Source organism: Candidatus Foliamicus sp. (assembly GCF_965221325.1).
In the GTDB taxonomy this organism is placed as follows: Bacteria; Pseudomonadota; Gammaproteobacteria; order Steroidobacterales; family Foliamicaceae; genus Foliamicus.
Map to the genome: position 1 here is coordinate 410,714 of NZ_OZ244880.1, position 14,028 is coordinate 424,741.

A 14,028-nucleotide genomic window follows, 5' to 3' on the forward strand; every position below is an offset into this window, starting at 1 on the left:
GGCGGTAATGAAAGCGCGCCTTACCGAAGGGCCGGTCGGCCGGCAGCTCTGGGACCTGATGGTGCCGATGATGATCGGCTTGCTGGCCATCATTTCCTTCGGCTTGGTCGATGCCTGGTTCGTGAGCCGACTGGGGCCGCTGCCGCTGGCCGCGGTGAGCTATACCCAGCCGGTGGGATTCGTGGTCGCCGCCATGGCCATGGGCATCGGCGTAGGAGCCAGTTCCGTCATTGCCCGCCTGCTGGGGCAGGGCGCCAAGCGCCGCGTGCGCCGTATCGCAACCCATGCCTTTCTGCTGTGCGGTTTGCTCGGCATTGTGCTGCTGTCTCTCGGCTGGCTGTTTATGGAGCAGATTTTCGGCTTGTTGGGCGCCGACGAAACCACCATGCCGTTGGTGCGCGACTACATGCAGATCTACCTCGTGGGACTGGTGTTCGTCGTGGGGCCCACCATCGGCGGTTCGGTGCTGCGCGCACTGGGCGACGCCAAGTCGCCCGGATTCCTGCTGGCCTTGACCGCCGTGGTCAACGCGATTCTGGACCCGATCCTGATCTTCGGCCTGTTCGGCTTTCCGCGGCTGGAGGTGCAGGGTGCGGCCCTGGCGACCGTGATCGCCAACATAGTCTCGCTGACAGCCATGCTGGTAATCGCCATCCGCCGTGACAAACTCCTCACTCTGCGCGGCATCAAGCTCATTTTCGATTCGTGGAAACGGATTCTTCATGTGGGGCTATCGGCTACGGCTTCCGGCTTGATGGCGCCGCTCACATCGGCATTCGTTACCGCCATGGTCGCGCGCTTCGGTCAAACGGCGGTGGCCGGCTTCGGCGTGGGTATCCGCACCGAGGCATTGGCGCTGCTGCCGATGATGGCGCTGGGCGCAGCGCTGGGTCCGTTCGTCGGCCAGAATGCCGGCGCCGAGCGGATGGATCGGGTGCGCGCTGCGCGCAACTGGTGTCTCCGTTTTCTGGGCATCTACGGCTTGACTATGGCCGCCTTATTGTCCATCTTCGCGGAATCTATCGTCGGCCTGTTTACCGACGATCCGGGCGCCACCGAGGCCGCGGTCACGCAATTGCGCATCATCCCATGGACCTACTGTCTGCTGGGCGTGACCATGCTGGCCAATACCTCGCTGAACGCCCTGGGCAAACCTCTGGCGGCGATGATCGTGTCGCTTTGCCGCACATTGCTGGTCTATGTGCCGCTGTCGTGGCTGCTGGGCCTCTGGTTCGGCCTGCCCGGCGTGTTTTTCGGTGGGGCGCTGGGCAACCTGGTGTCCGCCACGGTCGGTTTCGCGCTATTGCAGCGCGGTCTTCGTCAAGTGGATCTGACCGGCGCAATCCCGGGCAGGAAGCGTGTTGGCGCCGCGGCCTAGGTTTTTCGGCGCGCTGCTGGCGCTTACCGCCTGCGTATCGGTGGGCGCGGCCGAGGAGACGCTGACGCTGGCGAGTTCCTGGAACCGGCAGATCAACTTTTCGCAACATGCGCAAAATTACATCGACGCGGTGAACGAGCGCGGCCGCGGCGTGGTGCAGATCGATTTCCTCGGCGGCCCGGAGGTGATCCCGCAACGCCAGTTGTTCTACGCGCTGCGCCGAGGCGTGATCGACATGGCGCTGGGTGGCATCACCTACTACCTCGGGCTTCTGCCGGAGGGCGACGCTATCTTCGCCGCCAACATCGATCCGATGGAGGCGCGCGCTTCGGGTGCGCTGGAGGCTTTGCAACCCTACTGGAGGGAGCGCGCCAACTCGCATCTGATCGGCTGGATGCAGTCCGGCGTCGGCATCAGCATCTACCTGGCCCGGCCCCCGCGCTTCAACGCAGCGGGGATGCCGGATCTGCGCGGTCTCAAAATTCGCACCTCGCCTTCGAACCGCGAACTGCTCTACGCTTTCGGGGCCCGCCCCGTGCAGATTGCGTTGCGCGAGGTCTATACGGCCTTGCAGCGCGGCATCGTTGATGGGCTGGCTTTCACGAGCGTGGGCCTGGCGGATCTGGGCGTGGAGAAATTCGTTCGCTATCGCATTGATCCGGAAGTGCTGAACCTGTCGATCTGCCTGCAGATAAACCTGGACCGCTGGAATGCCCTGAGCCCCGAGGCCAGGCACATTCTGACCGACGAGGCCGAGAAATACGCGGTGGTGGCCAAGGACTGGTTTCAGAACCTCAGGATAAAGGAACACGCGGAACTTGCCGAGACCGGATTTCAGGGCATTGAGGCGCCCGATCCGGAAGCGTTCCGCGATGCCGCGCATCGGGTTGTATGGGAGCGCTTGCGCACCCGCGCGCCCGGCTCCGCGGCCGCGCTACGACCATTGTTCTACCCCCAAGAGCCCGAGTCGGGGCGCTAAGCCGATGCTGCGGAGCGCGTTGACCCGGCTCTGGGACGGTTTGGTGAACGGTCTGGTGCTGTTCGCCTGCGCACTGATTGCGGCGGACTGCCTGTTGATCGTCGTGGATGTGACCTTGCGCAATCTGAAGATGCAGCCTCCTGCCTACACGGTGGCGCTCACCGAGTATTCGCTGCTCTACATGACCATGGCCGCCGCGCCCTGGCTGGTTCGGGAGCGGGCCTGGATCGTGGTGGAAGTGGTGTATCGACGCATCCCGCCCGCGGGCCGCCCGCTGCTCGACCGCATCATCTTCAGCCTTTGCGCAGCGGTGAGCGGGCTGGTGGCCGCGCTGGCCTGTGTGCTGGCTGTCGAGGGGGCGTTGCGCGGCGAAGTGGAAATGCGCTCGCTGGACATGCCGCGCTGGGCCCTGTTCGCCCCCGTGGCGGTGGGCTTCTCCATGATGGCCGTGGAGTTCCTGCGCTGCCTGCTGCGCGGCGACAGCATGTCGGACGCCGGGGCGGAGCAGGCCTTCTGATGCGCCTTGCCCTTCACTGCGGCGCACAAAAAAAAGCATGAGCGCCGGCGTAGCTGTTTTCCTGCTGGTATTCGCCTTCATGGCGCTGGGCGTACCGGTAGCGTTCGCCTTTCTGGCCGCCAACCTGGTGGGCGCATGGGTCATCATGGGCGGCTGGTTCGGCCCTCTGCAGGCTGTCGATAACTCCACCAGCCTCATCACCAGCTTCACGCTGGTCGCTGTGCCCATGTTTATTTTCATGGGCGCACTGCTGTTCCACTCCGGCCTGGCTCTGCGCGTGTTCGACGCGCTGGAGACGCTGTTCGGTCGGCTGCCGGCGCGCTTGAGCTATATCACGGTGGCCGGTGGCGCCACTTTCTCCACGCTTACCGGTTCCACGATGGCCAATACCGCCATGCTCGGGTCGCTGATGATTCCCGAGATGTCGCGGCGCGGTTATGCGCCGCACATGTCCATCGGCCCCATCATCGGCACCGGCGGATTGGCCATGCTGATTCCTCCGTCTTCTCTGGGCGTGCTGCTGGGCAGCCTGGCCGGGCTGAACATCGGCGCGCTGCTGATCGCCGGGATTATTCCGGGGCTGGTGCTGGCCGTGGGTTACAGCACCGTGATCTACGTGCAGGCGCGTATCAACCCGGCCAGCGCTCCCAGCTACGGCGTACAGCGTACGCCGATGCGGGAGCGCTTGCGGATGCTGGCGTTCAACATCCTGCCTCTGGGCCTGGTGGTGTTCTGTGTGGTGGGCTTCATCGTGCTCGGTTGGGCCACGCCTTCGGAAGCGGCCGCGTTCGGCGCGCTCAGCGTGGCCGCGCTTGCGGCAATGGCGCGCAAGCTCACCATTGCCTCCTTGCGGGCGGCGCTGATCAGCACGGTGCGCATTTCGGGAATGGTGTTCCTGCTTATCCTCAGCTCGTCGGTGTTCAGTCAGTTGATGGCGTTTTCCGGTGTCAGCACCGCCGCTGTGGAATGGTCCCTCGGGCTGGAAGCCGGGCCTTACGTCAAGTTGTTGCTGATGTTCGCCGTGATGCTGGTGCTGGGCATGTTCCTGGACCAGATTTCGATTCTGCTGCTCACGATTCCGGTGTTTTTCCCGCTGGCGGCGTCGATGGGTTTCGACGCCGTCTGGTTCGGGGTGGTGGTTCTGCTCGCTCTGGAAATGAGTCTGACCACGCCGCCGTTCGGGCTGCTTCTATTCCTGATGCAGAGCGTGGCGCCCAAGGGAACCACGCTCGGACAGGTGATCCGCGCCGCCTCGCCTTACCTGGCCTGCGACGCGCTGCTTTTGGGTGTACTGATTCTTTTCCCCGCCATCACGCTGACCTGACGCAGCGCCGAGCTTACGCCTCGCTAGGCGGGGCCCGAGCCCGGAGCCAGGGGCTTTATTCTGCCGGCTTGATGAGTTTGTAGAGCAGGCGGTCCGTCTGGCCGCGGATGGCCGGATCGAAGACCATGATGGAGCGGTCGTCGTGCGGATTACGCAGCACGTCCGAGCTCTCGACGGCAAAACCGGCGCTCTCGATGAGTGGCAGCGCCGTGGCCACATCCAGCCTATGTAGCGCCGTGTTGTCCTTGTCCGGATCGCCGTAGTGGTCGATCAGACCCAGCACGCCGCCCGGCTTGAGCAGCGCCCGCACTTGACCGAGCATTTCCGTGACCGCTTCCGGGCCCGAGAAGTTGTGCAGGTCATGCAGGTTGAGCGCGGTAAGCGCGAAGTCCAGGGTGCCCGGTTCCAGGCCCGTATCGTTGATGTCGCGGTCCAGGCGGACTACGTTGGGAAGCCGATCGCCGACCAGCCGCGCACTGATCGCCTTGTCGTAGGCTCCATCGTTGAAGCCCAGCAACTGGGGCGGATTCTGTGCATAGACCGTGCCGTCCGGCCCCACCGCCACGGAAAGCACTTCCGTGTACCAGCCGCCGGAAGCCAGCAGATCCATGACCGTCATGCCCGGCTCCACGCCCAGAAACGTCAGCACTTCCGCCGGCCTCCTTGCCGCGTCGCGCGCCTTGTCCTCATCGGAGCGCCCGCCAGCCGCCAGTTCCTCCGCCAGATCTGCGGATGCGCTCAGCGAACCCAATGCCAAAACGGCCACTGCAAGAAACTTCTTCATCGCGGTCCTCCACTCGTGCCGAAGGGCACCCGAAAAGTGTAACCCCTGCTCGCTCCGGGTCAGGACTGAGTGAGTTGGCGGACCAAGTCGGCGTTTTCGAGTGTCGAGATGTCCTGATTGATTTCTTCGCCGCGGGCTATGGCTCGCAGCAGGCGGCGCATGATCTTGCCGGAGCGGGTCTTGGGCAGTGCTTCGACGATGCGCAGGTCGTCGGGCCGCGCGATGGGGCCGAGTTGCTCGTCCACCCAAGCCCGCAGCGTCTGTTGCATGGGCGCGGATTCGCCGTCGGGCGCCGCGGCGCTGCTCAGCACCACGAACGCGAAGATGGATTCGCCCTTGATTGCGTGCGGACGGCTCACGACTGCGGCTTCGGCTACCGACGGATGCGCCACCAGGGCCGATTCCACTTCCATTGTGCCCAGCCGGTGCCCCGACACGTTCACCACATCGTCCAGCCTTCCCATGATCCAGAAGTAGCCATCGGCGTCGCGCCGGGCGCTGTCGCCGGTGATGTAGCAGTCGTCGCCGAATTTGCCGAAATAGGTGTCCCGGTAGCGCTGGCTGTCGCCCCAGACATCGCGCAGCATAGCCGGCCAGGGATGGCGGATCACGAGGTAGCCACCGCGGTCGGGTTCGGTGATTTCCGTCCCGCTGTCGTCCACTATGGCCGCATGCACTCCCGGCAGCGGCTGCGTGCAGGAGCCGGGCTTGGTGGCCGTCACGCCCGGGATCGGCGCAATCATCACACCCCCGGTTTCGGTCTGCCACCAAGTGTCCACGATCGGGCACTTGCCCTTGCCGATCACCCGGTGGTACCAGATCCACGCCTCGGGGTTGATCGGTTCTCCGACGGTGCCCAGCAGGCGCAGCGCCGAGAGGTCGTATTGCGCCGGCAGCTCGTCGCCCAGCTTCATTAATGCGCGGATGGCCGTGGGCGCGGTGTAGAACACGGTCACGGCGTGGCGTTCGCAGATCTTCCAGAACCGCCCGCCGTCGGGATACGTGGGCGCGCCTTCGTAGATCACCACCGTAGCGCCGTTGGCCAGCGGCCCGTAGGCCACGTAGCTGTGGCCGGTTATCCAGCCCACATCGGCGGTGCACCAGAACACGTCATTTTCCTTGAGGTCGAAAACCCAGCGGCAAGTGAGCTTGGCATGCAGCAGGTAGCCGGCAGTGGAATGCTGGATGCCCTTCGGTTTTCCTGTCGAGCCTGAGGTGTAGAGCAGAAACAGCGGGTGCTCCGCGTCAACATACTCCGGCGGGTAATTCGCGCTGGCCTGCTCGGCAATTTCGTGCGCCCACAAATCCCGTTCGGGCCGCCATTCGATCGAGTCGCTGGAATGCCGAAACACGATCACGTGGCGCACATCGGTGGCGCCGTAGTCGAGCGCCTGGTCCACGGCGTCCTTCAGGCGCACCGGCTTGCCGCCGCGCCGCCCGGCGTCTGCGGTAATCACCACTGCAGCCTGCGCGTCAACCACGCGGTCGTAGAGCGAGCGCGCCGAAAAGCCGCCGAACACCACCGAGTGCACCGCGCCGATGAGCGCGCAGCCATGCATGGCAATGATGGCCTCGGGACACATCGGCATGTAGATCACGACCCGGTCGCCTCGCGCCACGCCTTGCGCACGCAAAGCGGCGCCGAACCGCGCTATGGCCTCGCCGAGTTGCCGGTAGCTCAGCGTGCTCACGCTGCCGGCTTCGCTTTCATAAACGATGGCCGGCCGGTCCGGCGTATTTTCGATCCATGGGCCCAGGCAGGCCTCGCTGGCGTTGAGTTCGCCGTCGGCGAACCACGCGAAGTGCGGCGCCCGCGAGCGGTCGAGCACGCGGGTGAACGGCTTGTGCCAGACCAGGTGCTTGCGAGCCAGATCCGCCCACATGCCCTGCGGGTCTTCAGCGCCCTGGCGGCGCAAGCTGTGCAGACTTTGCTCGTCCAGAAGGACCTGGTTGGCAAACTCGGCGCTCGGCGCAAACTGCCGATCCTCGCTCAGGACCGAGTCGATGCCCCCCGGCGTGGCCGTCATCGCGGCTTAGTCCGCCGCTTGGAACTGGCGCTGCAGGCGGCTGTTGCGCGGAAAGTGGGCGATCAGGAACTCCATCTGGTCCTCCAGAACGCGCCGGCCCTTGAGATAGATGTATTCCGCGTAGGTGGGCACGAAGGGCACCGCCAATAGCTGCATGCCGGCATCCTCCGGCCGCCGCCCGCCCTTGAAGTTGTTGCAGCGCTTGCAGGCCGACACCACATTGGTCCAGCCGTCGGCGCCGCCCAGACTGAGCGGGCGGATGTGGTCGCGGGTCAGGTCGCGGCTCAGGAAACGGCCGCCGCAATACATGCACAGATGCGCATCACGGCGGAACAAGGTGTGATTGTTGAGCGGCGGGGTGTAGTCGCGCAGGCGCTTGTTGAGTCCTGCGGACACGCCCTGGGTAGCCACGATGGTGTTGATCTGCACCTGGCTGCGGCGTCCGGTGCGCGCGCACAAACCTCCGCGGATGCGGAACAAGGGACGGCCGCAGGGGTAGGCCATTTGACCGGCGTGGTGCAGGCGCACCGCGTCGCGGTAATCGATCCAGCCCAGCGGCCTGCCGGCCACATCGGTGCGCAGCACCCACTGGCGCAGATCGACGGCATCGTTCAGCAGCAGCACTTGCAAGTACCTCTTTCAAACCGCCTTATACCCGCAAATTGCGAATATTCAACGTCGAAGGCGCCGAAAGCGGGAAATCGGGCGCCTGATTCGGCTACAATCCACGCCGTTGCGCTGCCCCCGGCGCGCCTTCTTTTCCCGATAAACGCATGCCTCCCACCATTGGCGTCTTGCGCGAGACCGCGCCCGGTGAGCGGCGCGTGGCCATGGTGCCCAAGGTGCTTGTGCGCATGAACAACGCGGGATTGCGCGTGATCATGGAACAGGACGCCGGGCTGGCGGCGAGTTTCGCCGATGCGGACTACAAGGACGCCGAGATCGAACCCTCGCCGGACCGGGTGGCGGGCGAGGCGGACGTGCTGTTCTGCGTGGGGCCTCCGCCACTCGACCGCATCGCAAAGCTCAAACAGGGCGCCATGGTGGTGGGATTGCTGAACGCTTACGCGCCGTCGGCCACCACCGACGCCTTGTGCGAGCGCGGCGTAACCGCCTTTTCCATGGAATTGGTGCCGCGAATCTCTCGCGCCCAATCCATGGACGTGCTGTCCTCGCAGGCATCGGTAGCGGGCTACAAGGCGGTACTCATGGCTGCCGACCAGTCGCAGAAATTTCTGCCCATGCTCACAACCGCCGCCGGCACGATAAGCCCGGCCCGGGTGCTTGTGCTGGGCGCTGGCGTGGCGGGGCTGCAGGCCATCGCCACTGCTCGCCGGCTTGGCGCGGTTGTGGAGGCCTACGATGTGCGCGAGGAAACGCGCGAGCAGGTGGAATCCCTGGGCGCACGATTTGTGGACGCGGGCGTCAGCGCAACCGGGGAGGGCGGCTACGCCCGGGAATTGACCGGCGAGGAAAAAGCCCTGCAGCAGGAGGCGCTGGACCGGCATATAGCCGCGTCCGACATCCTAATCACCACCGCCGCGGTGCCGGGCCGGCCATCGCCGCGCATCGTGAGCGCTGCCGCGGTGAACAAGATGCGGCGCGGTGCGGTGATCGTGGATCTCGCCGCCGAGGGCGGCGGCAACTGCGAATTGAGCCGCGCGGGCGAGACGATCGACCACCAGGGCGTGTGCATCATGGCGCCGCTCAAGGTGCCTGCGATGATGGCCCGACACGCCAGCGCCATGTATTCGCGCAACTTGTTCAATTTCATCAAGCCCGCCATCCGCGAGGAACAGTTGTCTCCCGATCTTGACGACCCCGTGTTCGCCGGCACCCTGCTGACGCACTCCGGCGAGATCCGCTATCCGGGAGCGCGCAGGGAGGAGACCGACGGTGATTGACGGTTTCGTAGCGCTCTACATCTTCATGCTGGCGGCTTTCGTCGGCTACGAGGTGATTTCGCGGGTGCCGGTCATCCTGCATACGCCGCTGATGTCCGGATCGAACTTCATTCATGGCATCGTCCTGGTGGGCGCCATGGTGGCCCTGGGCCTGGCGGACACCACGCTGGAGAAAGTTATCGGTTTCGCGGGCGTGGCGCTGGCTTCGGGCAATGCGGTGGGTGGCTACATCGTCACGGAACGCATGCTGGAGATGTTCAAGCGCAGCAAGGGCAGCGATCCGGGCGACGACGAGTGACGCTGAATACACTCATTGCCGGCAGCTACTTTCTGGCAGCGGTCGCGTTCATCCTCGGTCTGAAGGCGATGAGTTCGCCAACCGGCGCGCGGCGCGGGATCGTCTGGGCCGGGGGCGGCATGGTGCTGGCGACCCTGGTCACCTTCCTGTGGCCGGATATGGAGAATCGAGGCTTGATTCTGGCCGCCATCCTGGTGGGCGGCATCCCGGCCTGGATCAGCGGCCGCAAGGTGGCGATGACCGGCATGCCGCAGATGATCGCGCTCTACAACGGAATGGGTGGCGGTGCGGCGGCGGCGATCGCCTGTGTGGAGCTACTGAGTGATGGCCACGGCGGCGAACTGGGCTGGACCGTGGTGACGCTGGCCGTTACCGGCGCGTTGATCGGCTCCGTATCCTTTTCCGGCAGTCTGCTGGCCTTCGCCAAGCTGGAAGGGTGGCTGAAACGCTCACTGCGCTTCTCCGGACAGAACCTGGTCAACCTGCTTATTCTGCTGGTGGCGGCCGTGGCGGCCCTGATGCTGATTCTGGATGTCAGCGGCCCATGGCTCACCGTGTTTTTTGTTCTGGCGCTGCTGCTCGGAATCACGCTCACCATGCCCATCGGCGGCGCCGACATGCCGGTGGTGATATCCCTCTACAACGCGCTGACAGGACTGGCTGTGGGCCTGGAAGGCCTGGTGCTGGACAATGCCGCCATGATCATTGCCGGCACCGTGGTCGGCGCCGCGGGCACGCTGCTGACCCAGTTGATGGCCAAGGCGATGAATCGGTCGCTGGCCAACGTGCTGTTCAGCGCCTTCGGCGAGACTGCCGTCGAAGGGGACGCAATCGAAGGTTCCATGAAGCCCGTGGAAGCCCTCGACGCGGCAGTTATGCTCGGATTCGCGCGCCAGGTCATCATCATTCCCGGCTACGGCATGGCCGTCGCGCAGGCCCAGCACAAGGTCTGGGAATTGGCGGAGGCCCTGATGAAGCGCGGCGTGCGGGTGAAGTTCGCGATTCATCCGGTGGCCGGCCGCATGCCGGGCCACATGAACGTGCTGCTGGCCGAAGCCGGCGTGCCATACGACCTGATATTCGACGAGGCCGAAATAAATCCGGAATTCTCCAAGACCGACGTGGCGCTGGTGATCGGCGCCAACGATGTGGTCAATACGGCGGCGCGCACCGACACCGCCAGCCCCATCTACGGCATGTCCATACTCGACGCCGACAAGGCCAGCAACGCCATCGTGATCAAGCGCGGCAAGGGCACCGGCTTTTCCGGTATTGAAAACGCGCTCTTCTACCAGGACCGGACGCGCATGCTCTACGGCGACGGCCAGGCCAAGTGCGCGGAGCTGATCCGGGCGGTGCAGGAACTGTAGCGGCGGGTCCATCCCGCAAAGGACGCTCGACATGAACGATACCCCGCAAGTCAGCCGCATGGTGCGCACCGCCCTGTTCGTGTCCAACCTTGATAATTCCGCACGCTTCTACAAGCAGGGTCTCGGTTTTCATGAGGTCTACAGCAGCGGAGAACTGACCCACAATGTGGCTCACGCCCTGCTTGGCGTGCCGGAGGATCGGGTGATTCGCTACGAGATCGTCAAGGCCGACGGCCCCAACTTCGGCATGGTGGGCTTGTTCGAAGTCAAACCCTCGCCGGCCACGGTGCGCCGCGACAACGCCGGGGCCAACTTGGGCGAAGGCTGCCTGGTATTCCTCACCACCGATATCCGCGCTGTTCGCGACCGCCTGGTGGACTTGGGCGCGGAAATTGTTTGCGAGCCGCTGCGTCTGATGGTTCGCGACTCCAGTCCAGGCAACCTGGAAATGACTTGCCGCGATCCCGACGGCATGATGATTAACCTGATAGAGCGCCCGCCGCAAACCTTCCAGACCCAAACGGCCTCCTAGCAGCTAGCAGCACGTTTCGGACATGCGGGCCTCCCGCCTGAAATACCGCGGCGGTCTGTCCGGCCGCGTTTTCGCGTTAATCTCGCCCCTGGTTCGGCGCTGCGGCGCTGCGTTTCATACAGGAGGCTCAAGGTGAAAGACGTTCCACAGGTCAGCCGCATCGTGCGCACGGCCATCTTCGTATCCGATCTGGAGAGGTCGGTGCGCTTCTACCGGGAGGGTTTGGGTTTCGGCGGGGTTTACGCCAACGGTGTGCTCGAACACAACGTCGGTCACGCACTCATCGGCGTGCCCGAGGATAGCGTGATCCGCTACGAGATCGTCAAGGCCGACGGCCCCAACTTCGGCATGGTGGGCCTGTTCGAGGTCAAGCCGTCACCGCCGCCGGTTCAGCGGCGCAATCCGGGAGCCAATCTGGGCGAAGGCTGCATGGTGTTCTTTGCTACCGACATTCATGCGGTGCGCGAACGCATCGCCGCGCTGGGAGGCGAAATCGTTTGCGAGCCGCAACTGCTGGCCGTGCATACCCTGCGTCAGCTCGAAATGACCTGTCGCGATCCGGACGGCATGATGATCAACATCATTGAGCGCCCCACCGAGCGCTGGAGCGACGATGTCGTGCAATAGAAGGGCAGGCGGCCCCCTTAACCTACGCCCCTACCGGCAAGTCCGGAACAGGCTTCAGGCATGCCGTCCGTTCCGCTCCTGAGAGTCGCTGTGGGGCCGAGTTTTGCGGCCCCCTTGCTGGACTATCTGGCCCCGCCCGGCGGGCCTGTTCCGCAAGTCGGAGCACGCGTGTCGGTGCCGCTGGGCAAGGGACGACGTACCGGTTTCGTGCTTGAGCACCTCGACGGTTCGGAGCTGCCTGTCGAACGTTTGCGCCCGGTGCTGGGTGCATTGGAACTCGAACCGCTTTGGGACCCGGTCACCATGGAACTGCTGCGCTGGGCCGCCGGCTACTACTGCCATTCGCTGGGCCAGGTTCTCGCCTACGCGCTGCCGCAACGGCTGCGCCGCGGCGACAGCTTGCCGCCCGCGCCCTTGCACTGGCGGGCCAGCGATAGGGCCATGGATGAAGCGCCGGGATTGCCGCTGCGCGCGCACAGACAGCGCGAATTACTCGACAGGTTGCGCGCGGCCGGGCGTGACGGAGTCGCGGAGGAAGTGCTTGCCTCGTGCGTCCCCAACTGGCGCAAGATTCTCCGCGCGCTTCGTGACAGGAGGCTCGCCGAATCGTTCGAACCGAGGATGCCGGAATACACCGGCATCCTGCGCGAGGAACCGCTTGCATTGAGCAGCGAGCAGTCCGCCGCCGCCGCCGGCATGCCCATGGGTCAGGGCTTTGCCTGTCATCTGCTGGATGGCGTGACGGCGAGCGGGAAGACGGAGGTGTACCTGCACCTGGTGGAGAAAGTGCTCGCCTCGGGCCAGCAATGTCTGCTACTCGCGCCGGAAATCGGGCTCACTCCGCAACTTGCCGAGCGGCTCAAAGCCCGTTTCAGTGTGCCTGCGGCGGTGCTGCATTCGGGCCTGAGCGACGGTGAGCGCCTGCGCGCCTGGGCCGATGCCCGCGCCGGGCGGGCAAGGCTGGTGGTGGGCACACGCTCTGCGGTGTTCGCGCCATGTTCCGACCTTGGTCTGATCGTGGTGGACGAAGAACACGATCCTTCCTACAAGCAACAGGATGGCTTCCGCTACCAGGCCCGTGACCTGGCGGTGATGCGCGCGTCCAGGGCCGGCATACCGATCATCCTGGGTTCCGCCACGCCGGCCCTGGAGTCTTTGCTGAATGTGCAAAGAGAGCGCTACGCGCACCGGCGACTCACCAGGAAGGTGACCGGCGCCCGCCCGCCGCTGGCGCGGCTCGTGGATCTGAACCGGCACCCGCCGGAGCATGGATTGAGCGCCCCCCTGGTGCGGGCCATGTCTGAACAGCTTGGTTCGGGGTCGCAGGTGCTGCTCTACCTCAACCGGCGCGGTTTCGCGCCGGTTCTGATGTGTCCGGATTGCAGGCGCGCGGAGGAATGCAGCCATTGCGACGCGCGCCTGGTGTTCTACCGAAAGCGCAATCTGCTGCTTTGTCATCATTGCGGCGCAAGCCGCCGTCCGCCTTCGGTCTGCGCCAAATGCGGTACGCCTCTGCAATCCATCGGGCGCGGAACCGAGCGGCTGGAGGAAGAGCTTCAGACGCGCTTTCCCGATTACCCGGTGGCGCGCATGGATCGCGACAATGTGCGCGGCCGCCGCAGACTCGAGCACATCCTGGGCGGCATTCGCGAGCGGCGCTACCGCATCCTGCTCGGCACCCAGATGCTTACCAAGGGCCACGACTTCCCCGGTCTCGGTCTGGTGGGCGTGATGGATGCCGACCAAGGTCTTTTTTCCCAAGAATTCCGCGGTCCGGAACGGCTGGCTCAGACTCTCGTGCAGGTTGCCGGCAGAGCCGGCCGCCGCGAGCAGGCCGGGCTGCTCGTGTTGCAGACCCGCTTCCCCGAACATCCCCTGCTTCGGCAGCTCCTGAAGGAGGGTTACGCGGGCTTCGCCAGCACCGCCCTGGAACTGCGCCGGCGCAGCGGCTGGCCCCCATTCGCGCACCTGGCAGTGCTGCGCGCCGACGCTCCCGAAGCCTCCGATATCAACGAGTTTCTGAACCGCGCCAAGGCGGCCTCTCAGCAATACAGCGCCGACGCCAGGGTGGATGTGCTGGGTCCAGCGCCCGCCCTGATGGAGCGTCGCCGCGACCGCAACCACGCACACCTGGTGGCGCGCTGCCCCAGCCGCACCCGCTTGCAGTCATTTCTGGCCAACTGGATCCCCGCGGTACGCGAACTCAAGCGCCCGCGCCACTTGCACTGGTCGGTCGACGTCGACCCCGCCGAGATCGGGTAGCGTTTTGCAACAAGGAAATGGCATTG

The 14,028-nt window shown here is 65.0% G+C and carries 13 protein-coding genes; 10 read left to right on the plus strand and 3 right to left on the minus strand.

What is annotated here, in order from left to right:
• The first annotated feature begins 7 nt into the window (after nucleotides 1–7).
• From ACWCOO_RS01895 to ACWCOO_RS01910, 4 genes are read left to right on the plus strand one after another with little or no spacing between them, the layout of a single operon-like run.
• Complete coding sequence (locus tag ACWCOO_RS01895; protein ID WP_446831284.1) at nucleotides 8–1,378, plus strand: MATE family efflux transporter; 1,371 nt, start codon at nucleotides 8–10, stop codon at nucleotides 1,376–1,378.
• Entirely contained in the window at nucleotides 1,362–2,357 is a 996-nt protein-coding gene (gene dctP / locus ACWCOO_RS01900) for a TRAP transporter substrate-binding protein DctP (protein ID WP_446831285.1), read from the plus strand. The genes ACWCOO_RS01895 and dctP overlap by 17 nt, the downstream gene beginning before the upstream one ends.
• Nucleotides 2,358–2,361: 4 nt before the next feature.
• Entirely contained in the window at nucleotides 2,362–2,874 is a 513-nt protein-coding gene (locus ACWCOO_RS01905; RefSeq protein ID WP_446831286.1) for a TRAP transporter small permease, read from the plus strand.
• Nucleotides 2,875–2,911: 37 nt separating this feature from the next.
• Nucleotides 2,912–4,198 (plus strand): TRAP transporter large permease, encoded by a 1,287-nt coding sequence (locus ACWCOO_RS01910; RefSeq protein ID WP_446831287.1) that lies wholly within the window; start codon nucleotides 2,912–2,914, stop codon nucleotides 4,196–4,198.
• A gap of 55 nt (nucleotides 4,199–4,253) precedes the next feature.
• Here the strand turns inward: ACWCOO_RS01910 and ACWCOO_RS01915 are convergent, their stop codons facing one another.
• From ACWCOO_RS01915 to ACWCOO_RS01925, 3 genes are read right to left on the minus strand one after another with little or no spacing between them, the layout of a single operon-like run.
• Nucleotides 4,254–4,982 (minus strand): class I SAM-dependent methyltransferase, encoded by a 729-nt coding sequence (locus ACWCOO_RS01915; RefSeq protein WP_446831288.1) that lies wholly within the window; start codon nucleotides 4,980–4,982, stop codon nucleotides 4,254–4,256.
• A 59-nt stretch (nucleotides 4,983–5,041) separates the two neighbouring features.
• Nucleotides 5,042–7,009, minus strand: coding sequence for an acetate--CoA ligase (acs, locus tag ACWCOO_RS01920; protein ID WP_446831289.1), 1,968 nt, complete (start codon nucleotides 7,007–7,009; stop codon nucleotides 5,042–5,044).
• 6 nt (nucleotides 7,010–7,015) lie between these two features.
• Nucleotides 7,016–7,633 (minus strand): HNH endonuclease, encoded by a 618-nt coding sequence (locus ACWCOO_RS01925; RefSeq protein ID WP_446831290.1) that lies wholly within the window; start codon nucleotides 7,631–7,633, stop codon nucleotides 7,016–7,018.
• A gap of 149 nt (nucleotides 7,634–7,782) precedes the next feature.
• On the opposite strand from ACWCOO_RS01925, the gene ACWCOO_RS01930 reads away from it, so the two are divergent.
• The 6 genes from ACWCOO_RS01930 to ACWCOO_RS01955 all read left to right on the plus strand — a co-directional run bounded on the left by ACWCOO_RS01930 (nucleotide 7,783) and on the right by ACWCOO_RS01955 (nucleotide 14,002).
• On the plus strand, nucleotides 7,783–8,913 hold the full coding sequence (locus tag ACWCOO_RS01930) for an NAD(P) transhydrogenase subunit alpha (protein WP_446831291.1): 1,131 nt from the start codon (nucleotides 7,783–7,785) through the stop codon (nucleotides 8,911–8,913).
• Nucleotides 8,914–8,938: 25 nt separating this feature from the next.
• A complete protein-coding gene (locus tag ACWCOO_RS01935) occupies nucleotides 8,939–9,211 on the plus strand; it encodes an NAD(P) transhydrogenase subunit alpha (protein WP_446831976.1) in 273 nt (90 codons plus the stop codon).
• A gap of 2 nt (nucleotides 9,212–9,213) precedes the next feature.
• Complete coding sequence (locus ACWCOO_RS01940) at nucleotides 9,214–10,581, plus strand: NAD(P)(+) transhydrogenase (Re/Si-specific) subunit beta (RefSeq protein WP_446831977.1); 1,368 nt, start codon at nucleotides 9,214–9,216, stop codon at nucleotides 10,579–10,581.
• 31 nt (nucleotides 10,582–10,612) lie between these two features.
• Nucleotides 10,613–11,113 carry a VOC family protein gene (locus tag ACWCOO_RS01945; protein ID WP_446831292.1) on the plus strand — a complete coding sequence of 167 codons (501 nt, stop codon included), beginning with the start codon at nucleotides 10,613–10,615 and terminating at the stop codon, nucleotides 11,111–11,113.
• Nucleotides 11,114–11,245: 132 nt separating this feature from the next.
• Nucleotides 11,246–11,740, plus strand: coding sequence for a VOC family protein (locus ACWCOO_RS01950; protein WP_446831293.1), 495 nt, complete (start codon nucleotides 11,246–11,248; stop codon nucleotides 11,738–11,740).
• A 60-nt stretch (nucleotides 11,741–11,800) separates the two neighbouring features.
• A complete protein-coding gene (locus ACWCOO_RS01955) occupies nucleotides 11,801–14,002 on the plus strand; it encodes a primosomal protein N' (protein WP_446831294.1) in 2,202 nt (733 codons plus the stop codon).
• Nucleotides 14,003–14,028 lie beyond the last annotated feature (26 nt).